Consider the following 20,392-nt stretch of genomic DNA (forward strand, 5'->3'; position numbering starts at 1 on the left):
GTGGCCAAGCGTCAGAGACGTGTTCCGTTTGTAAACGCGGCTTCACTGCGGGGCAGCGTCACCATCTCCGGGCCATCCAGGCCCAGCTTCTTTGCCAGCTCGTTAACATCCGCCTTGTGCTGGTCGGATAAATGGACATTGAGCGCATCGACAACAGTGCGAAACTCCGGCTTGTAGCCTTCCATCGTGGCAACAATGCGGCGGATGACACGGGATCCATTGAACGCGCGTTGCGCCTCTTCGGACGCCGCGTCCTTCATCTCCCCTTCCATGAGCACCATTGATGCATGCACCCGCTCGACATGCGTTGCTGCGCGGTCGCGTTCGGCTTTGAGGAGGGCATATTCGTTGGAGACTTTCTTCAATCGCGGCCGCAGCGGATGGCTCAGCAGCCAGATGTTGAGGTTTTCCTCGGCACGGCGCAGCTCCCGGTCGACCACCTCCTGGCGGACGCGGGCATCTTCATAGGCCATGCGCCGTCGCATCATCTCCATTGCAAAGTCACCTGCCTGCTGGCGGCCACGCTCCATGGCAAAAAGGAGGCTTTCAAGGAGGTCCGCCAGAAACATGGCGCGTTCGAGCGCCGCATGTTCGGCGTCCGTCTTCGGTGCAGGCCCTGCCCTTCGCATGGCTTCTGACAGGCGCAGGTGCGAGTCAACCCGCAAGGTCCGGCCACCGACCATCGTGACGCGGTTAAGGAGGGGCGCCTTGCCATGGATGGGTCTGGCGGCAATGCGCTTTTGCCGGGCGACTTTGAGAGCTGCGGACTTGATGCCCTGGGCATGGCGGCGTGCGTGGAGCCGCCCGGTCATGGCCTCCTTGTTGAGGTCGATTGCCGGCGCGACTGATCCCGGAACGGCCTTTGCCGCCGCTTCTTTTTTCCTGCGTCGGGCGCCGGGCTCATGGTTGATGATGTCGGGCGCGGGCCGTAGTGCCGGGTCCTTGTACCACTGCGCCGCCTCGCCAAAACGCCGGGCGCGGGTGGGCTTGGGGGTTTTGTCGAGGCCGAGGCGCTTGTAGCTCTTCCACTCGTATTGGATGGCCAGCCCGGCACTGCGTGCAAACCGGTTGGCCAGCACCGACCACTTTTCATTCATCGAATCGACAATCGCACCGGACTGGTTCTTGTTTGAGAGTTCCAGCAGTTTCCGTCCGAAGCGCCACGCCTCCCCTTCCCCTTTCCCGTCCTTTGTGAGCTCACGCGTCGGAAAATAGAGATGGGCGTGGAAGCCGACCTTGTCAGCGCTTTTTTGATTGCCGTCGAGGTCGACTGCATTGTCGTTGTGGACCGCCAGGGACACCGGGACATGAAAGCGCGAGACGATGTAGCCCGCCATTGCACGTGCCATGGCAATTGCATCGGTCTCACTGAGACCAAGGGGGATGGGGATACGGAAATCGCGTGCGATTTGTGCGTCCGCCCGCTCCTCGGCTTTCTCGATGAGGTTCCAGAGTGTGGCGGGGTCGAGCATTTCGGGTGGTGTTCCCGGCGGGCCGAGGGTTTCGCCATGGACGACCTCCTTGCCCTTCCGCCTGGAATAGTCGTGCCATTTTTCGGTCCGCTCATCAAACAACTTGAGCCCCAGACGATAGGCCGCACCGGCGACGGCCGAGTGCATCTTGCTGCGCTGGTGGGTGTGGAGGTGGGGGCGTGCGTGCTCACTCATGAAGACATCCTTGTCGGTGGAATGGCCGTCCTGGCCGGATTAAACGGAGCGGTGTTCCGGATTTGCCCGGACACCCAATATGCATACTTCGAATATTGGCGCCGTCAAGGGGGGCGCGCAAAAAAAGTTTTCGACATTGTCCTGGGTGTAACGCCACCGGTCGATTGGATCGATGATGTCGGGGCGGATCGGAGAGCAAAGCGCAAAAATGAGGCCTCAACACGACGTTTTTTTGGCGTGTTTATCCCGTTTCCGGCGATTGGCAACTGTACATCGGGGTCTGTTTTTCCCGCTGTCATGCCCTGATGCCTTGTCCGGGCTGCGCAGCAGACCGCTCGCATGCGAAGCAGGCTAAGACGTGCTCTCAGGTTTTTTGCAGGACGTCCCGGAGGCTGGATCCCGGGGCATATCAGGTCAACGGGTCGGGCCAGGTCCGGGCACCGCTCAATGTCCAGAACGACGCCGCAGGCGCCACGTGCAGGGCCAGGATGCAATCGGCCGGAATATCGATGCACGCGTACCCTTCCCGCTCGCCGCATTCAACGTCAAAGCCTTTGGACGCGAGAAACCGCAGCGGCACTTCGTCGGACCACCATTCATTCTTCGGGAACGCGCTGCAAGGACAGCCACCTCGATGATGCAGGGCATCCCGGTTGTCTGCAGCAAGCGGTCGACTGCGGAGCCCGCCAAGTGCACACGGTGCAGCGACTCCCCACCCCATCGCCGGAAGAACGGCCCGACGCCACGCTCGCCATGGACCCCGGGTGGTGAGAACGTAAACCAGATTTTCCCCGCCCGGTTGCTGTCTCCCGCAAGGTGCCCGTCGAGGATCTGCTGCAGGGACAGGTCACCGGTCATGCCTCCGTCGACAAGCGCCTTGACCCGCCGCTCGATGAACCCGGCCGTTGATACGACCATGCCGCTGGCCCGGATGGCCTCCTGCTCGGCGAGGGTGAGCCGGGTGCAGTGGTAGCCCCGCACCCGGTATCCGGACAGAACCCGGGTCAACTGCCGGGATAGATCGTCATACACAAAACCCGACCGGCGCGGTCCGTCGGTGAACCATTCAACGTAGGCGTCGAGGTTCTCTTCCAGGAAAGACCGCAAGGTGGCGGGGTAAGTCCCGGGGTCGTTGAGGTCGAATGGGTCGGCGTGGCCGTTCATGGCGGATCCGGGCGTATTGTCCGTCGCCCACGTTCCTTGGATGGGCGCGCGGTGTCAAAGGGCCCGGTCGGCGCGAGGAGTTCGGGCGCGCCAGACGATGAGGAGTGCCGTCCTGCGGCGTCGTGCCCCCTGGCAAGCATGGCTGCCGACTGGCTACGTGGTCCTGCGCCGCGTGCCCAGACATCCCCCTCACTTGGAGCAGCTGCCAGGGTCTGCACGACACGCCGCAAGGCGCTGCTGCTGATACAACAGGTCGGCTTCCCCTTGCGCGGCCTTTGCTCGGCTCTCATCGGTCGGGAGCGCACCCAGGACGGCAGACATCGCGCCCAGGGCGTCTGCACCGCCCGGAGTTCCCCCGTGCTTGAGGTGGGTGATGCGCCCGGAGTCCCCAAGGGTCAGCTCGAATTGCCGAGCGCCCCAGGTGGACGGCTTGGGCAACAAGACGGCATAGCACCGGTCGTCTGGCACGGCCACCCAGCCCTGCCAGGCCGGCTTGTCGTTGTAGGTCACCGTCAGCACCCGGTTGGACACAGCGCGCAACGCGAGGGGGACAAAGCCAGCCGGTCCCTCGGCCGGGACCGCCACCCCCGACGTAAAGGCGCACGAATCGGCAGCCTGCCCGTCGCCACCAAGGGGGAGCTGATCTGTCTGGGTAGGGGCCGTCAGTGTGATCTTGAAGGCATCGGCATTCAGGCCAAGGTCTTGCGCGGCCTTCGCGCTGGTGCCGTCCGGCTTCAATGTAACGACCCCGAGATTTTCCTCCGCGTTCTGCGGCAGCGTGGCCTTGTCAAGCGATAGCGCGTTCCCGTCGGGCGTATAGCTGAGGACGGCCGCGTAAGTCAGCGTGACGACCGGCGGCGCCCCCTTCTTTGCGGGTGTGCCGATGGTCTGGATGGCTCCGCACTTTCCCGATGCAACGCCCAACGCGCCGAACCTGCCAGTCAACGGCGCGATGACGGTCAAGGCCGCCTTGACGAGCGCAAGTCCCTGCCCCTCGCCCGACGCGTTGATGCCGCTCAATCGACCATCTTCCTTGAGTTCGACGCTTGCTTCCGACTTGCTTGCGCCGCCGCCGAGCGTGCCGAGGTCCAAGACCCCGACGAGCGTGTTGCTCGCCCGGTAGGTGGTCGACGCATTGACGCTGATGACCTCGACGACGGCGGGCTGAGCCGCCTTCGTGCATGCAAGCGTCTGGGTCACCGTCAGCGAGGTGATGGCCTCGGACATTCGGTAGGTGACCTTCCCCGGGGGCATGGATACGCATCCGCAGAGGCAGGCCACGCCGGCGAGACTTGCACATCGAAGACCAGGACGTCGTTTCATGCGACACCTTCCTTGACTGCACACATTGGGGGCGAATGAGCGTGTGCGTTTCAATCGGCCATGTGGTCGAGCCGCAGCGCCCGGGTCCGGCGCGGGCCTTGCATCCCGGGAACGGACTCGTGTCAGTCAGACTGCACATAATCGGCACGAATAATTTCTGGAAAAACGCATCGTCGACATCTTGCTTACCAAGCTCGTAACGCTTGTAATGGACCGACTTCAACAATTGATGCCACCTTGCAAGGATCCGCACGTGAGCGATACGTTCTCCCCCGAGGCCATGGCGGCCTTCTTCGAAACGATGAATGCGCAAGCCGCCTGGGCAAACCTCGAGCACTCCCTCGACGCCATTGCATCGGACAACGCCGCGCTTGTGACCGACCTCGCCGGTTTCGAACGCGATTCCACGGTCGCCCTGGTGTCCAGCCTGCTGACCCTTCCGGCACACCAGGCCCAATGCCTGCGGTTCGAGCTTCTGGCAGCGCTCGTGCTCATCCATTGCAGCGGCGAACAGGTGGCGACGGTCGACGACGCCCGGCGCTGGCATGCCGCCATTGGCGAATCGAATTGTGTGACCGGGGAAGACCCCGCCGAGGACGTGTTCGTTTCCCTGGTCGGGAACCCGAGGGGCGATTACCGCTTGCTCGAGGGCGTCTGGGAGGCGGCAGGGTTCTATACACAGTTGGTGGCAGATGTCGTGTCCGACATGCCCGACGTCGGACCCTACGCACCGCTCAAGCGCGCCGTGCAGGCACTGCTTCGTGTCTCTGACCTCGTGTGCGACCGGGCAAACCTCCGCCGGTTCCATCCCGGCGGAGAGGACCAACCCGAGTGGCTCGACACCAATGATATGGATGCCAGCGAGCTCCGTGCCCGCGTCACGCTCGACAAAAAGACACTGAGGACCTTCGGTATCAATGTGGCCGACCTCGGGACATTCCTGCTCGGCCCGGCAGACGTCAAGGCGCTGGGCGCGCAGGCACCCGGCGCTGGCACGCTTGAACAACGCCCCCTTCTCGCCACGAAGGAAGGCATCATCGTCGCCCTTCCGACCGCCATCTCGATTGCACTTCGCCATGCGGTGATGGCGTTTGCCAAGCGGATGAATGACACCGGCACGCTCGACCGCGCCCTGGCCAATGTTTACTCGAAAACCTTCTTCGAGACCCCCGTCTTTGGTGGCGGCGGCCGCATTCCCCTGACCTGGCACCAGCACCATACCGCGCGCTCGACGGTCGCCGTTTCCACCGTCGATGTCGGCCATCTCATGGTCCTCCAGTTCGTCTTGCCGTCCATGCATCTGCACCCGGAAAAGGGCTTTACCGGTGTGCTCCGGCTTGACGACCAGACTGCCCGCTTCCTCGACGATGGCATCCGCCACATCGCAGATGGCCTCGCCGCGAAACCCGGCTTCCAGCGCGGCATGGTCGTTCGTGTGGGCTGCGGATGGGGTGCGGGTTTCATGGGCAGCGAACCCGACCTCGGGGAAGGCTGGCAGTTTGAGTGGATGTCGGCGGCAGACTTCGTCCGCATGGGTGCGCTGTCGGACATGTCGCCACAGGCCCTCTGGCGCGTCCAGGACGCCCAGGAGACGATTGCCAGGGCGGGTGTCGAACTCTTCAACATCAACGGCATCCTCAACCTGATGGGCTGGCTGCACGCCAACGACGGCCACCTCGTCCCACACAACCAGTTGCCCGAAGGCCGCTTTAGCCCCGAGCAACCCTTGATCCTCACCATCCCGACGAACATGCTTCGCGATGTCCGTCTTGCCGCAGACACCGGCTACGACCGTCACCGCATCCGGGACAACGCGGGCCGCTGGCATCGCGCCATGCGGCCATCTGCGGAGGATTTCTTCCCCACCGAGCGCGAGCTCAAGTGCTACGCCTCACTCGACGAACTGGGTCAGGGACGCCTCACGTCCATCTTTGAGGGGACCGGCAACCTCTGGGTCACCATCGAAGCACCTGACGTTGTCAACCGCTCACTCATCAGCGAGCTCGCCAAGATGGTGCGCACCTGGATGGGGCGGATTGGCGAGGCGTTGGAAAATATGCATGGGGAGCGCGTCGCGGGAAAATCGGTCAAGGCCTACCTCCGCTTTGACGGCAGCGATGACATCAACCGGTTCGAAGGCACACCGGTGCCGAACGACCTCAACGCGCTCTGGCACCTCGAACAGGTCAAGGAGCAAAATGCCATTCGTGTCGTTCTCGACGACGGCTTCCTTGCCGGGTTCCGCGCTGCAGACAATCGTGCCGAACGCGCCGTTGTCCGGGCACTGGGGACAGCCTTTGCCACCCTCCTCCGAACGGGTGCGCCGGCGGACGTTGGCGTGGCAATTGAGCAGGCAGCGGTTCCAAACGATACGGCGCGAAGCTTCCACCTGATGGAAAGTGCTGACTTCAGCGACCATGTGCGCGGCTCCCTCGCCCGACCGCTGCTCGTCATCGAGGATGTGGAGACAGGCGCAGCAAGGATAGACCTCGGCTGGCGTGCCGTGGCACCGGACGCGCCCGCGCGCTACGAGGGCAAGAAGGCTGCCGGCGACCTGATGACCAGGGTCGTCGATGTCCTCATTGTGGACATGCAAGACGAGCTGCGTGGCTTCAACCGGAAACAAACGGTGCAGAGACTGCTCGAAAACTGCGAGCGGGCACGCGGTGACGAAAATCACTGGCACCGGACGGCCGCAGCCGTCCTTGGGCTGCATGCGGGCGAAAACGGCGTTGAGCAAACGATTGCAACGCAGATGGGGCGCTTTGCCGGCGCGTCCCTCACGTCCCGGCTCGTTCTCGAAATGGCGCTGTGCGCATGTCCACTCGATGAGGGCATTGAACCGTCCGACCTTGCACTGGGTCGCCTGCTCGCACGGGCCGCCCTGCTCTTTCGTCTGGGTGGCATGTCAGACGCCATCCGCTTCGGTGCGCTTCCAGCGGAGATTGGCATATCGTCCTTGGGCGACCTCCTGTTTCGCGACGAGTTGGGGGGAATGGTGCTCGAACCCCTTCTGGCAAAGGCGACAAACGAGCGGTTCGAGGCCCATGCAGCCCGCTTCGAGCGCAACTACGCGGCGCTTGATGAGGCCACCGGCGACGCCCCTGTCGCCTCCCCAGCTGACTTCGACGACGACACGAAGACCTTTCTTGCCATCTGGAAAGAGGAGATGGGGTTTACCCTCGAGGACGGGCTCCACTACGTCCAGGCACTCGAAACCCTCGCCTTCGCAACTCGGTCTGCCATCGTCAGCATGAGGCGAAGCGAGCTCGTCGCCGCAGGGACGTCGGCAGGGCTCGACGAGGCGGTCATCCAGGCGCTTCTCGACCAGTTCATCCTCAGCACCCGTCCGTCATGGGACGAGGTCCCCGACGGTTTCGCACTGGGCGACATCTATCCCTGGCGCTTTGGCCGGCGTCTGTCCGTCGTCGCCCGTCCCCTGCTGCAACTCGACCTCGGCGACGATCCGGAAGTCCTCGTTGCACCGGGGTTGCTGCGCACCTCACTCCAGTACGTCTTCGAAGGCGCACACACGGGGCGGCTCAAGCGGGACTTCTTCCGGACCGACCGCATGCGCGACGAATGGCTCGGCGACGCAAGGGAGGGCTACACGTTTGAAAAATCCCTGGAAGAGCAACTGACCGCCGCCGGGTGGACGGTGCGCCGGGGCATCGGCTTTCCGGAGATCCTGCGCCGCGCACTGCCGGCAAATCCCGGGGACATTGACCTTCTTGCCTGGCGGGCGGACCGCAACGAAATCCTCATCGTCGAATGCAAGGACCTGTCTCTCGCCCGCAATTACTCCGAAGTCGCCGCGCAGTTGCTGGAGTACCAGGGCGAAGACATCAAGGGCAAGCCGGACAAGCTCAAGAAGCACCTCAAGCGCGTGGCGCTGGCACGGGAAAACCTCCAGGACTTTGTGCGCTTCACGTCGGTCGCTAATCCTGAGATTGTCTCCTGGCTCGTGTTCAGCGGAGCGTCCCCTGTTGCCTATGCGCAGGCGACAATTGCCGCACTCGAGGGCACGCACGTTGGTCGTCCCGAAGACCTGGCTGCGTTCTGAACCTTCTTTCTGGCCCGTCAACTGGCGGGCCATACACTCGCCCTGAGTACCAGCCCATGCCTGTCACCTACGACCTTGACGTCCTGCAGCCGGGCGACATCATCCTGTCGAATCACAGCGGAAAGGTCAGCCGTATTGTTCGGCGATGGACCAAGAGTCCTTGGTCGCATGCAATGCTCTACATCGACCGGACCATCGTCCACGCCGTCGGGGATGGTGTGCACACCATCAATCCCCAGCGTGAAAAGTTCGAGCCCGGCGAAGTCGCGGTGTACCGCCTCTCAGGTCTGACGCCGCTGCAGGCGGCAGCAATTTGCGAGGCCGCGCGGGCCAGGGTCGGCACACGGTACACGACATGGGAAGCTGTCCTCTCGATCTTGCTGCGGGCGTCGAAACTGGAGGCTCTTGGACAGAATCAGTACTGCTCGCGCCTCGTCGCCCAGGCCTACCACGCTCTTGGCATCAACCTGCACAGCAATCCCGACCATTGTTTCCCGTCTGACCTCATCGCGGGCGCGGGGTGGATTCGTGTGCAAAACGCCTTGCGGCCCTGGACCCCGCTCGACGAGCAACTTAGGAAGACGCGAGATACCCTGAAGGCAGACCAGGACGCCGTCTTCGCGTTCCTTCGTCCGCTTGACTGGGCATCGCTGCTGACGTTCCACGGCCGGGTGCGGGACGCCAACCATGCCTGGACCCGCGCGGCAAACAGCGGCTTCGTCGACTTGCTCGCTTCCTGGTTTCTCAGACGTTCCGGCTGGCTGGATAACGAACGACTCGATGAAGAGGTCAATCCACACCGCTACAACTCTGCAGCATTCCTGTCCGGGCTCAAGACAATCACGTTCTCTGAGGCCGCCCGGGTCTTGCAGAGCGAATGGCAAGTGCTCTTCGAGATGACCGGACGTATCCTCTCCGCGCTCCAGCACTTCTCGTCGCTCGGAACCGCTCGCACCATCCTTCTCATCAAGAACTACGAATACAGGCGGCTCGCTGTCATGGCTGAAAGAGCCGAGGTGCTGTTGCAGGTCATGCAATCGTCCAAGGTCACCCCTCCGGGACACCCGTCCGAGCCGGCGGTTTCCAGTCACCTCCTGAGCGTGCGGGCCATCCTGCAGCGGCGTCCCTTCTAGAGCCGTCGAACTGAGGACTGCTTGTTTCCTGTTTCTGGAAGACGACTGAGGCGGTGTATTTCTGCCAGTGTGCGCGCATTATCCCCGAGGCTGTCGAAAATGATGCTTCCATCGCTTCGCTGGGTCCATGGGTTGACGTGATCAAGCAAAAACCCGAGAAGGCATTCGTCGGTCGCCAGATGGAGCGGCGTTCTCCCCATGGCGTCAGGCATCGAAAGGTCCACCCCCGCCTCGCACAGCGCGGTCAGCAGCCGGGGCGCCCTGTTTGCATTATCGACAAGCGCTGCGAGCGTGGGTGCATTCAAACCGGGGACCGCCACGCCATCCGCGACGCCAACATAGTCACCCACGACGGTCGCGTCATTCATCCGCGCAAGGACACCGGCCCTGTCTACGTCGTTTGACGCCAATGCGCCGTAAAGCAAAGGACCGGGCCACGCGAGATAGACGAGGGGCGCACCCTGTCCTTCGCGTCGCTCACCGGCCAGCGCCTCGCTGCCGGCAAAGCCCAGTGATGCGAGCGCCCTGGTCAACGGAGCGGGAACTGCACCGGCCCATTGGGTGGAACGGAGGGCCCGGGCCTCATCCGGAACACTGGATGCGTCCAGCGCTCGCGCAGGATGGTCCATGTGGCCCGCGCGAACGAACGGGCCGGGTAGAGGGTCCTCCCCCGACACTGCGCCACAGCGGGCAAGGTACCGTCGCAAAGGCACGAACGTGGCGAAGTCAAGCAGGCGCCGGCCGTCGGCATCCGCTGCGTTGATGTCCGCCCCACCCTGTAGCAGGAGGGGTACTCGCAACACCTCGCTGCAGGCGCTGTCGAGGCGAGCGGCGAGAAAAAGGGCACTGATGGGGCGCGACATCCCTCCGGGCGGGACCGCCGGGTCATCGAACAGCTCGTCGCAAGTGTCGAATCCCCGGCGCACCAGTTTTGCCATCGCCCGGATATCACGACTGAGGAGGGCCCCGCCCATCCTGTTTCCCTTGCCCATCGCACGCCCCGGGCCCCAGCCAGGGAAACCCGACCCGAATGCATCCCACATGCTGCGTCTCCAGACCCAAAATGCCATCCTGCCGCAGTCCGCGACCCACGCAAGCGCGCTGCGACCGATTGTCCACGTGGTCCGGCGGGTCTTTCTTTCATGCGGTGACAGCCACCAGCACTTGTCCACCACGTTCACGCGCCGCCCGGATTGCTGAGCACAACGGCATGGGTACGAGCCGCATGCAGGGTGCAGGAGCGAGCACGTAGGCCCAGGCAACTGCCGTCTCAACCATCTCCAACTTTCCGGAGAATACCAGACTTCATTTTCCAAAGCATATGGTCGAATCTGAGCAGTAGTGCACGGACGGGGATATTCAGTCGGGCGACGATGCTCCGGCTTCATTTCCCTACCAAGGACCACCCATGAACCGCTCCCTGCACCGCCGTCTCGCGGCTGCCCTCAGTCTCGCCCTGCCTTTCGCGGCCTCGCTTGCCCATGCCGACTCCGCACCAGCGGACGCATCAACGCTCGACGGGAAAATCCTTGTCGGATACCAGGGGTGGTTCCGCTGCCCGGGCGACGGCAGCCCGGAGAGCAACTTCTCGCATTGGTCTGACAATGCCCCCAGCGCGTCCACCATCAATGTGACGAGCTACCCGGTGACCACCGAATGGAGCGCCGCTGGGCGGTGTCCGTTGACCCAATTGACCATCAACGGCACGCCGGCTTACCTGTTTTCGTCGTTCCGCAAGGAAACGACCGATATCCATTTCCGGTGGATGCGCGAATATGGCGTCGACGGAGCGCTTATCCAGCGCTTTACCGGCGAATTCAAGAATTACCGCGATGGCGACGATGCGGTGCTTCGCCACTCGATGCAGGCTGCGGAGGACAATCAGCGCACCTTCGCCATCGAATACGACCTGTCCCATGGCGAGTACTACGACGTCGTCTCCGACGACCAGGTCATCGCCGACCTGTCGGCGGACTGGAACTATCTTGTCAACACCCTTCATGTGACGGACAGCACGGCGTACCAACACCAGGACGGAAAGCCGCTGGTCTCCCTTTGGGGCATGGGCTTTGCCAAGGATGGAAACCACGTTCCTCGCGCAGCCCTTGGCGAGCGCATCATCCGCTGGTTCAAGGACGTCGCCCACGCCGAGGTCATGGTCGGCACGCCCAACAACTGGGAAGACCCCAACCGTGGCGCCGACCCCGACTGGGCCCGTGTGCTGAGCGAAGCGGACATCATCCAGCCGTGGACCATTGGCGCATACGGAGACCTCAACGGCGTTGAATGGTGGAACACCAACAAGATCATTCCTGACCTTGCCCTGACCCGTGCCGCCGGCCAGGAATACATGCCCGTCGTCATGCCGGGGTCAGCGGGGCGAGACAAGACCACCCGCCTCGCGACGAACGACGCGCCGCGTCTCGGCGGAGAGTTCCTCTGGCGGCAAATTTTCAACGCAAAGAACGCCGGCGCGAAATTCGTCAAGATTGCGATGTTCGACGAGGTCAACGAAGGCACGGCGCTCTTGAAGAACGCCCGCAACGCATCTGAGGCGCCCAACCAGACGACATGGATTAACCAGGACGCAGACGGACTCTCCCTGCCTTCTGACTGGTACTTGCGCGTTGTGTGGAACGCGAGCCGAATGATGAAGGGCATCGACCCCCTCTCGTCGTCCGTGCCAACCGACCCGGGCCCGCTCGACCCCATGCCGGAATGCGGGACGCTCGTGGCAAATCAGGTCATCGATGCCACCCATCCGCTCTACTCGTGCAGCAGGGAAATCCGTGTCTCCCAGGACACCAACGGTGACCTCGTCGTGTACAGGGGGAACGAGAAGCTCTACTCGAGCGGAACGGCCGGCTACAAGATTCCAACGACCGTGATGCAGGGTGACGGAAATCTGGTCGAGTACGACACGACGGGCACACCCCGCTGGGCGAGTGGCACGGCAGGACACCCGGGCGCCTGGTTCAACATCAGAAACGATGGTGTCGCCCAGGTGGTCTACCAGGGCAAGGTCATCTGGCAGGCTGGCCCCTGATTGACAGGGTGGCGCGGTCGACCCGCGCCACCCCTCCGGGCCATGGTCGCCTGAGTGACATCACCATCCAAGGCAAAGTGAATACAACGGGCTAATTTGGCGCCATGAGCCGATTTGCCGTTGCCCTGGACTGTACAGTCCTCCTCCTGACCGCCATCGCCATGAACGAGGCCGCGCTTGACGGGGAGTTCGATGAGCTCCGCTTTCTCGCCCACGTCATGCTGACCGAATACCCGTCGGTGGCACCGGGGGCAACGGAGCTGGGCGAGGCACTCGTCATCCTTATCCGCGCCCTTGGACCAAACGGGACGCGGCCGTCGCGCAGCTACGCAGTCGCACTCAATGAGCTGACGGAGGCGGTCCACGTCGCCTGCCAGGATACAGGGCTCGCCACACTGGCGCGCCTTCCTGGCTGAAGACACGTCTTGCCGGAGCCCGGCGGGCAAGTTGTCGCATCACCGTTGATCTCCGCGCGCGGATAGATACAACGGACGGATGCAACCTGATGAGACCATGGCGTACTTCGCCTCCCTGAACTGGCGCGCCGTCCCGCCTGGCGGCAATGCCGACAGCGATAGTCGCTCATGGTCCCTGTTCGATGCCCATGACGTCGAAGTCTGGCCCGTCTCGCGCTACGGTGCAGGCGTCAACGGTCTCTGGCGTTTTTGGCGGGCGATGGCCGGTGACATCATCCAGTGCAGCCTTGCTGCAGACTACCTCTTCGATGTTGCAACCCAAGGCGAACAGTATCTTTCCGCTCCACCCTACAACGTCGTCGAGGCACTGCCCATGGCGTTTCTCAACGAGACCATTGCCATCTGCACGGCATCCGACCCGCAGCTTCCCGTCGGCTGGTGTCAGTGGATGAAAACGCTTGCCACCGGTCGCAGGTTTGCCGAGGTCGAAGCGTTGAGCGTCAACTGGGTGGTCCGTGTCGTCGACAAGCTTGTTGAGAGAGACATCCTCCGCGAGCGCGGCCATCTTCTCGACCGCATCCCTCAGGCAACCTCACACGGGCGTTCCCGCCGCATCTAGCCGTCCCTGCGCCGAGGCACGAAGGCATCGCCTGTGGTCGATGGCATCACGAATATCAGATTCGACGTTCCAGACGGTCACAGCCGGCAATAGCAGGAAGGGTCGGCAATGTGCATGTCGCACATCTCGTTGTGGTAGTCGGCGAGCCAGACATATTTCGACTGAGCCACTATGGGCGCCGTCTCATGGGCATGTTTGATTTGTGTGGCGTGGCAAGTCAGCCATTCGAGAAGACGCGCCCTGTGGGATGTGTCGAGAATCGCCTGCCGGGCAGGCCCAGGCGCAGCCGCCTTGTAGCGTTCAACGTCCGCCCGGGTTTCGAGTGCATCGATGGAGTCAAGGCAGATGCGGATGTAGTCTAGGTAGTAGAACCGGGTCGGCTGCCCCTTATAAATGCCCTCATACCGCCGGAACGCGGTATCGACGGGGTCAATCTCGGTGGCGTACGCCTGCCTGTCACGATGGCTCCGCGCGTGCTCATAGAGCCGCTCGCCGATGGCGATGACCGGCACATCCGCTCGGGTTTCCAGCCCATGGGCCTCGACCAACGCGTCACTGACCAGGGTCGTCCCGTCCTGAAACCACCAGCCGAGCTCGACGCCGCCGCGCACAAAGTCGCCGTTGCCGAGCACACAGGCGCCCTGCGCTTCGGCAAAGCCTGCAAGTTCACTGAAAACAGGATCAAAGTCCCCCTGCATTTCCATCGCCTTCGAGCGAAGCGGGAAGTAGGCGATGACAGAGTCGGAGAAGGCGAGGACACGCTTGTCGTACATGCTGTGCAGGTCGAGCAGCATGTCGTCTCGAGGCTCAAAGTCGAACTGGTTTCTCACGCGGTTGATGCGATCCCGTGTCCGGACCAGATCATCAAGGGTCGACACCCGCCGCACCTCCTCGGCGAATCCGAGGACATCGATGAACGCACAGACCCCGAAAGATGTTTTCGAGACGATGTCGTCGTGCGGTATCGGGGCGGGCGGAGTGGCGCCTGGCAATACGAAAGTCATGGTGGGCAGGTCCAAAGAGGGCGCGGTCGCTGACCGCGCAGACGTCATGCCCGTGGCCCTGCCCGGCCCGGGCCCACGAAGGATATCAAGCAGCGTTCGGGCCCGGGGTCACCGGAGAGACCTCAGTTGCCGGCTCGCCTGGATCCTTTGCATTGAGGGATGGACGGTGGCTGTCCAGCCGGTAGGCCACGCTGCGCATCAGGATGTCGGCAAGGTCGCCGCCAGGGTCATTGCCTGTCGGTGTCCCGGAGGCTGTGGCATTCGAATCCGTGGTGTCGGACGCGCCCTGCGCGGCCCCTTGGGCGCCCGCCATTGGCGGTGAACCCGCCACACCGTTCGGCGTGTCGCCCAGCGCGTTGCCAAACGCATCCGCGAAGGTGCCCGACGTGTCACCCGCAGACTCCTTGACGGCACTCATGTAGCGGTTGGTGACCTTCTCGGCGAGATGCGTCCTCGTGTCCGGGTCGAGACTGGCAATATCGCCGGCCTTGACGCCGAAGCCATCAAGGAGGGTCTTCGCCGAACCTGGTCCTGAGAGGGCGTCGATGTTGTCGAGCATCCGCTGGATGTGGTCGGTCATGGTCCCACTGACGTTGGTGGGCTTCAGGTCCGCGTGCTTTGCCTTGGCGGCCGCAAAATCAGCCTGCGTTGGCACGATGGTGCAGAGGTTCTGCGTATACATGGGCATCCTTCTGGTCGGTCGGCCCGTCATACCCGGGCCCACCGAAAGCATGCAATTTTTGAACCATCGACGTCGTCACGTCGCACAGCGTGGAGCCCGGCATGCGGTGGGCATTGCTGCCAGAATCCCGGCGCTGGCCACCGCACATCGGCCGACAGACCGGGTTCGGCTGGCCGCCCCGCCGGAAATCCGACACGGACCTGTGTGTGACGTTGCAACGGGTCGAAAAAGGACCGGGCGGTGTGACGCACCGCCCGGCCAACGACCTCAACCGAGCGCTGCGATGGCAGCGGCAACACCTTGGCCATAGTCCGGGTGGCACTGGGTGCAGTTGGAGATATGGCGGGCCACGACCTCGGCCGACGCGCCCTTGATGGAGCGGGCGGTGTTCTCAAACAGCGCTTTTCGCTGCTCGGCACCCATCAGTTCGAACAACTTGCGCGGCTGGGAGAAGTAATCCGTGTCTTCCCGGTGGTTCCAGCGCTTGACCACAGCGTCGCCAAGGTCAAGCGGCGGCTCGGAAAAGTCCGGCTGGGCCTGCAGCGCACCGTAGCTGTTGGGCTCGTAGTGGGTCGCCCCACCACCGTTGCCGTCGACCCGCATGGCCCCGTCGCGATGATAGGCATGCACCGGGCACTTGGCCGCGTTGACCGGGACCTGCGCGTAGTTGACGCCAAGGCGGTAGCGCTGGGCGTCACCGTAGGAAAACAGTCGGCCCTGCAACATCTTGTCGGGCGAGAAACCAATACCCGGGACAATGACAGCCGGCGAGAACGCCACCTGCTCCATGTCCTGGAAGTAGTTCTCCGGATTGCGGTTCAATTCCATCACACCGACTTCAATCAGCGGGTAGTCCGCTCGCGGCCACACCTTGGTCAAATCAAACGGGTTGTAGGCCGTCTTCGCAGCGTCCGCTTCCGGCATGACCTGGACGAACAGCGTCCATTTCGGAAAGTCCTTGCGCTCGATGGATTCAAACAGGTCGCGGTGGTGCGATTCACGGTCGACCGCGACCACAGCACCGGCCTCGGCGTCGGTCAGGTTCTCGATGCCCTGCTGGGTCTTGAAGGTGAATTTCACCCAGAACCGCTCGTTTTCCGCATTGATGAAGCTGTAGGTATGCGAGCCAAACCCATGCATGTGACGATAGGTCTTCGGCACACCCCGGTCGCTCATGACGATGGTGACCTGGTGGAAGGCCTCCGGCAGCAGCGTCCAGAAATCCCAATTGTTTTGCGCACTGCGCATGCCAGTGCGCGGGTCGCGCTTGACGGCCCGGTTCAGGTCCGGGAACTTCAACGGGTCACGGAGGAAAAACACCGGCGTGTTGTTGCCGACCAGGTCCCAATTGCCTTCTTCCGTGTAGAACTTCAGGGCAAAGCCCCGGATGTCGCGCTCGGCATCCGCCGCGCCGCGCTCGCCGGCCACGGTCGAGAACCGGGCGACCATTTCGGTTTTCTTCCCGACTTCGGAGAAGATTTTCGCCCGCGTGTACTTCGTGATGTCATGGGTGACGGTAAACGTGCCGAAGGCACCCGAGCCCTTGGCGTGCATGCGGCGCTCGGGGATGACCTCGCGGTCAAAATGGGCGAGCTTCTCGAGGAACCAGACGTCCTGGAGCAGTGCCGGGCCGCGCGGGCCGGCGGTCATCGTGTTGTTGTCGTCGGGTACCGGTGCACCGAACGCGGTGGTGAGCTTGCTCATGGAACGTGCCTTTGACGGGAGGTCATGGGTAGACCGGTCACCATCAGGGTCAACGCCTCGCATGGTGCCGGGAAACAAAAGTCCGCGCGGCACGATAGGCGGTGGTGCGGGGTGGCGCTTGGAAAAAACAGGGAGCCACAGGACCGCGCCTGCGGTCGGGGTCAGGTCAATCGAAGTAAACGTTAGGCGCACCGATGAGCGACAGCATTCTTTGACGCTCCCTGCGGACGTCGGGGTCGAGCTCTTCAAGGGCTGACTCAACCTGCTCGGTCACGTCCGATTGAACCTCGCCGCGCAGCACAGCAAGAAAATCGGGCAGGTGGGCAATATCGAGGTCGAGCGGCGCGATGCCTTTCAAAAACGCCTTGTGCCTGTTTCGCCGACGGGTATTGAGCACGAACAGAAAGACTTCTTTCCAGACCGTGTCATCGGACGCAAAGGAGAAATCTTCTTCCAAAAGAAGCTTAGCTGCCTTGCCACCGTTTCTCAGCTCGTGGGTGTAGAGCCCTTTCTTCCCGGCCGCCTCCCGGATGATGGTGTAGAGCTGCGTGACGATGTGCCGGAGCACCTTGCCAACAAAGCCCCTGATGCGCTCGGAATTTCGCAGATACGTGAAAAAACCATCGTCCGTGGTGTCGAGACCAAGGTGCTTGCCAAGATAGACAACGAGCGCAGCCTTGTCCTTGCCAAGCTCATCGACGGTGGACGCCTGGTACCGGTCATAGCGGTGCGATTTGTAGAACTTGGCGAGAAGTGACAAAAACTCGTTGTGGCAGCCGGACAGATTCACCGCTGCCTTCGCCTTGACACGTCGCATCAGCTCGCCATGATTGTGCGAAATAAGCGATTCCTCAAACACCTTCCCGTCCATGCCGTCCTCAAATTCAAGGAGGACCACGGCGACCTTGAGCAGGCGCTCGAGGCCGACAGCAAGGTTGTAGAGAACAGGAAAGATATCCGCCTCTTCCCGGAAATCATGCATGTCGCGGAAGTTGCGCAGCCCGTCGTACAGAAAGCCGCAGGCGATATCGAGCTCGGTGCCAAGCTCGAAGTTCTGCCAGTACTGGACGGGTGTCATGTGCATGCTATGTCTTCACCGGTCTGCACCGGTGCCCCTGATACTTCCCCGCATTTGGGTACGGACGATATCAGGCCTGCTTCGGCCTTGTATTGCCTGTTCGCGATGTTTTGGTCTAGCCACGATGCGGCGACGTCGCGTGCTGAATTATGCCGATTATGCACAGATATTTCGTCGCTCAGGTGCAGCGACACGTCGATGATAACGCCGCCATGCGGCCGCATGGCCCATTGACGGAAACAGGGACGCAATGAACGGCACGACCAGCACGACGATGTTCCAGCTTGTCTACAACACCCTCAAAGACCTCGAAGACGAGGTCTTCCGGCAGTTCGGCCCGAACACCGACGCTGTCATCAAGAAAGAAATGGAAAAGCTCAGCGCCCACTACAGGAAACTTGACGACCCCACAGCGACGCCCATCAACTACGCGCCCGCTGCCACGCGGTTTGCCTATGTCTACTCGTACGTTGCGGCCCACGCCGACTACGTCCGGCAGGTGCTTGAAATCGCTGACGACCACGTCGACAGCGTGCTCATCAATCAGCCCCACCCCGTCGTGTCTTGCATCGGCGGCGGTCCGGGCAGCGAGATGCTCGGCACGCTCCAGTATGTGCTCAACCATCCACTGCGGCAGACACAATCTCAGATGTATTACCTGTGCGACAAGGAGCGCGCCTGGGCAGATGCCTGGAGCGAGATTGGGCGACACCTCGGTGGCCTCATCAATGTGTCGAGCACGGTCCAGCAGATTGATGTCCTCGCGACGGACACCTACCGCGACCAGCGTCGGTTTTTGAAGGCTGACCTCTTTGTCAGCTCCTACTTCTTCTCCGAAGTGGCCCGGTTCGGAGCAGAATCGAACGCCTTCTGGGATGATGTGGGTCAGAACGCCAAGGCGGGTGCAAAGTTTGTCGTGGCGGACAACGACGCCCCCGTCTTTGTGGACTTCATCCGGTCAACCATGCAGCGAGCCGGCTTTAAGAAGCTCGACGAAAAGGGCGTGTCCATGTACCCACGCTCATCCGAGCAGATGTCGGCCCTGAAGGAATATCTGGACCGGTTCGGGCGCTCGCCGCGCCTGAAGGCGAAGCTTTGGTATGGGGTGTTTGAGAAGGAGTAACGATGTCCGACCTGTTCGGCAGCCTTTCAGGGCACCGCATACCGCTCGCGGACGCGGATGTCCGCCTGTTTCCGGATGCACTGACAACCGAGGAGGCAGACTTCGCCCTTCGCCGGCTGCTCTCAAAGACGCCATGGGCGCAGCGCGAGGTCGTCGTCTGGGGAAAAAAACGCATGCAACCCCGGCAGGTGGCCTGGTACGGTGACCCAGACGCGTCCTACCGCTACTCGGGCGCCTCATTTGACCCCTTGCCATGGACCGGGCTCCTCAAACGCCTGCGAACGCGGATGGAGAATTTGTCCGGCACGCACTTCAACAGTGTCTTGCTGAACCTCTACAGGGACGGGAACGATTCGATGGGCTGGCACAGCGATGACGAGCCGGAACTCGGGCCGGCGCCCATCATTGCGTCCCTGACGCTTGGCGCGTCCCGCACGTTTCTCTTCCGACGCCGAAACGCCAATGGGGAATCGCCGGTGAAGGTCGTCCTCGCCCACGGCACCATGCTGTTGATGGGTGGGGACACACAGCGGAACTGGCAGCACGCCATCAACAAGGAAGCGGGGGTCAGCGGCCCCCGCATCAACCTGACGTTCCGCTCCGTTCGGAGCCGGGGACCGGCCCTCGGCTGAGTCGATCAGAGCCTGTGGGAAATACCGGCTGGCGGGCCGTCGGCGAGATGGGCGTCGAGTCGCTGGCGGAGGATGCCACTGAGTGCCCTGGCCACCAGCGTCCTCAGGTCGTGCTCATCCGGGCGCGGGAGGGAACCGAGGAGGACAACCTCCTGCCGCCAGAGGGGACCGGGTGCCCGGAATCCCCGTCGTGCTGCGCGCAGCGCGTTATGGACGGCAGGCGGAGGGGTTGGGTCCACCCCGAATGCCCATGCGCGCCATGCCTCCCTCATCCCGTCCGTGGAGCATCAGCACCAACTCGGTCGACTGGACGGCGACAAGGTGCTCGCGGTAACACATCTCCCAAAAGTCCCACACCTCATCGATGGTCGACGCCGAGATGCGGTACCCACCCTCTTCCGGCTCAATCGTCCACAGACCCCATCCAGCCTGCTCATCCACCGGGGTGGGTGTCAGCCTCCAGCCGCCGAGCCCCGATTCGCGGACGGCATCCTCGATGCCTGCCTCATTCACCTCGTTCTCCAAAAATCCAGATCTACCCTGGCCTCCGGTTCTGTCAAGACGCTCCGGGAAAAGCTGCCTCAAAGCCGCTGACGGGCTCCCCCTGCATCTGACGCAGCGAGACCCTCAAGTCGCGCCCGGACGCGTCGTGCGAGGGATTCGCGGACCTGGTCGCGAAGGTTCACCATGCGCGGCGGACGCAGGGAGGGAATTTTCGCAGCATCGCGCCGCCAGTCC

Annotated in this window: 17 protein-coding genes; 8 read left to right on the forward strand and 9 right to left on the reverse strand. The window is 62.7% G+C overall.

Annotated features, from left to right (window positions below; all coding sequences use genetic code 11):
- Positions 1–11 precede the first annotated feature (11 nt).
- A complete protein-coding gene (locus tag ABIE56_RS01985) occupies positions 12–1,667 on the reverse strand; it encodes a MobA/MobL family protein (RefSeq protein ID WP_429242160.1) in 1,656 nt (551 codons plus the stop codon).
- Between ABIE56_RS01985 and ABIE56_RS01990 the strand changes: the two genes are divergently transcribed.
- On the forward strand, positions 1,656–1,973 hold the full coding sequence (locus ABIE56_RS01990; protein WP_429242161.1) for a hypothetical protein: 318 nt from the start codon (positions 1,656–1,658) through the stop codon (positions 1,971–1,973). The two genes, ABIE56_RS01985 and ABIE56_RS01990, sit on opposite strands and share 12 nt — an antisense overlap.
- Before the next feature lie 138 nt (positions 1,974–2,111).
- Here ABIE56_RS01990 and ABIE56_RS01995 read toward each other — a convergent pair whose 3' ends face one another.
- The gene (locus tag ABIE56_RS01995; RefSeq protein ID WP_429242162.1) at positions 2,112–2,831 is read right to left on the reverse strand and encodes a hypothetical protein; all 720 of its coding nucleotides are present in this window, start codon (positions 2,829–2,831) and stop codon (positions 2,112–2,114) included.
- A gap of 189 nt (positions 2,832–3,020) precedes the next feature.
- The gene (locus tag ABIE56_RS02000; RefSeq protein ID WP_429242163.1) at positions 3,021–4,058 is read right to left on the reverse strand and encodes a hypothetical protein; all 1,038 of its coding nucleotides are present in this window, start codon (positions 4,056–4,058) and stop codon (positions 3,021–3,023) included.
- A gap of 349 nt (positions 4,059–4,407) precedes the next feature.
- Between ABIE56_RS02000 and upx the strand changes: the two genes are divergently transcribed.
- Positions 4,408–8,217 (forward strand): anti-phage protein Upx, encoded by a 3,810-nt coding sequence (gene upx, locus ABIE56_RS02005; RefSeq protein WP_429242164.1) that lies wholly within the window; start codon positions 4,408–4,410, stop codon positions 8,215–8,217.
- Between the two features lie 56 nt (positions 8,218–8,273).
- A complete protein-coding gene (locus ABIE56_RS02010) occupies positions 8,274–9,350 on the forward strand; it encodes a YiiX/YebB-like N1pC/P60 family cysteine hydrolase (RefSeq protein WP_429242165.1) in 1,077 nt (358 codons plus the stop codon).
- Here the strand turns inward: ABIE56_RS02010 and ABIE56_RS02015 are convergent.
- Positions 9,347–10,393, reverse strand: a complete 1,047-nt coding sequence (locus tag ABIE56_RS02015) for a hypothetical protein (protein WP_429242166.1) — start codon at positions 10,391–10,393, stop codon at positions 9,347–9,349. The two genes, ABIE56_RS02010 and ABIE56_RS02015, sit on opposite strands and share 4 nt — an antisense overlap.
- 365 nt (positions 10,394–10,758) lie before the next feature.
- Here ABIE56_RS02015 and ABIE56_RS02020 point away from each other — a divergent pair, with 365 nt between their 5' ends.
- The 3 genes from ABIE56_RS02020 to ABIE56_RS02030 all read left to right on the forward strand — a co-directional run bounded on the left by ABIE56_RS02020 (position 10,759) and on the right by ABIE56_RS02030 (position 13,431).
- Positions 10,759–12,396, forward strand: coding sequence for a hypothetical protein (locus tag ABIE56_RS02020; protein WP_429242167.1), 1,638 nt, complete (start codon positions 10,759–10,761; stop codon positions 12,394–12,396).
- Positions 12,397–12,500: 104 nt separating this feature from the next.
- The gene (locus ABIE56_RS02025) at positions 12,501–12,812 is read left to right on the forward strand and encodes a hypothetical protein (protein WP_429242168.1); all 312 of its coding nucleotides are present in this window, start codon (positions 12,501–12,503) and stop codon (positions 12,810–12,812) included.
- Positions 12,813–12,909: 97 nt separating this feature from the next.
- Positions 12,910–13,431 (forward strand): hypothetical protein, encoded by a 522-nt coding sequence (locus ABIE56_RS02030; RefSeq protein WP_429242169.1) that lies wholly within the window; start codon positions 12,910–12,912, stop codon positions 13,429–13,431.
- Positions 13,432–13,508: 77 nt separating this feature from the next.
- On the opposite strand, the gene ABIE56_RS02035 is transcribed toward ABIE56_RS02030, so the two are convergent.
- The 4 genes from ABIE56_RS02035 to ABIE56_RS02050 all read right to left on the reverse strand — a co-directional run bounded on the left by ABIE56_RS02035 (position 13,509) and on the right by ABIE56_RS02050 (position 17,899).
- Positions 13,509–14,435: a hypothetical protein gene (locus tag ABIE56_RS02035; RefSeq protein WP_429242170.1), complete on the reverse strand. Its 927-nt coding sequence runs from the start codon at positions 14,433–14,435 to the stop codon at positions 13,509–13,511.
- Positions 14,436–14,520: 85 nt separating this feature from the next.
- A complete protein-coding gene (locus tag ABIE56_RS02040; protein WP_429242171.1) occupies positions 14,521–15,117 on the reverse strand; it encodes a hypothetical protein in 597 nt (198 codons plus the stop codon).
- A gap of 267 nt (positions 15,118–15,384) precedes the next feature.
- A complete protein-coding gene (locus tag ABIE56_RS02045; RefSeq protein WP_429242172.1) occupies positions 15,385–16,821 on the reverse strand; it encodes a catalase in 1,437 nt (478 codons plus the stop codon).
- 166 nt (positions 16,822–16,987) lie between these two features.
- Positions 16,988–17,899 (reverse strand): hypothetical protein, encoded by a 912-nt coding sequence (locus ABIE56_RS02050; protein WP_429242173.1) that lies wholly within the window; start codon positions 17,897–17,899, stop codon positions 16,988–16,990.
- A 250-nt stretch (positions 17,900–18,149) separates the two neighbouring features.
- Between ABIE56_RS02050 and ABIE56_RS02055 the strand changes: the two genes are divergently transcribed.
- A complete protein-coding gene (locus tag ABIE56_RS02055; protein ID WP_429242174.1) occupies positions 18,150–19,022 on the forward strand; it encodes a hypothetical protein in 873 nt (290 codons plus the stop codon).
- 2 nt (positions 19,023–19,024) lie between these two features.
- Entirely contained in the window at positions 19,025–19,654 is a 630-nt protein-coding gene (locus ABIE56_RS02060) for an alpha-ketoglutarate-dependent dioxygenase AlkB family protein (RefSeq protein WP_429242175.1), read from the forward strand.
- 207 nt (positions 19,655–19,861) lie between these two features.
- Here the strand turns inward: ABIE56_RS02060 and ABIE56_RS02065 are convergent, their stop codons facing one another.
- A complete protein-coding gene (locus ABIE56_RS02065) occupies positions 19,862–20,167 on the reverse strand; it encodes a hypothetical protein (RefSeq protein WP_429242176.1) in 306 nt (101 codons plus the stop codon).
- Positions 20,168–20,392: the final 225 nt, after the last annotated feature.

Source organism: Luteibacter sp. 621 (assembly GCF_050435445.1).
Classification (GTDB): Bacteria; Pseudomonadota; Gammaproteobacteria; order Xanthomonadales; family Rhodanobacteraceae; genus Luteibacter.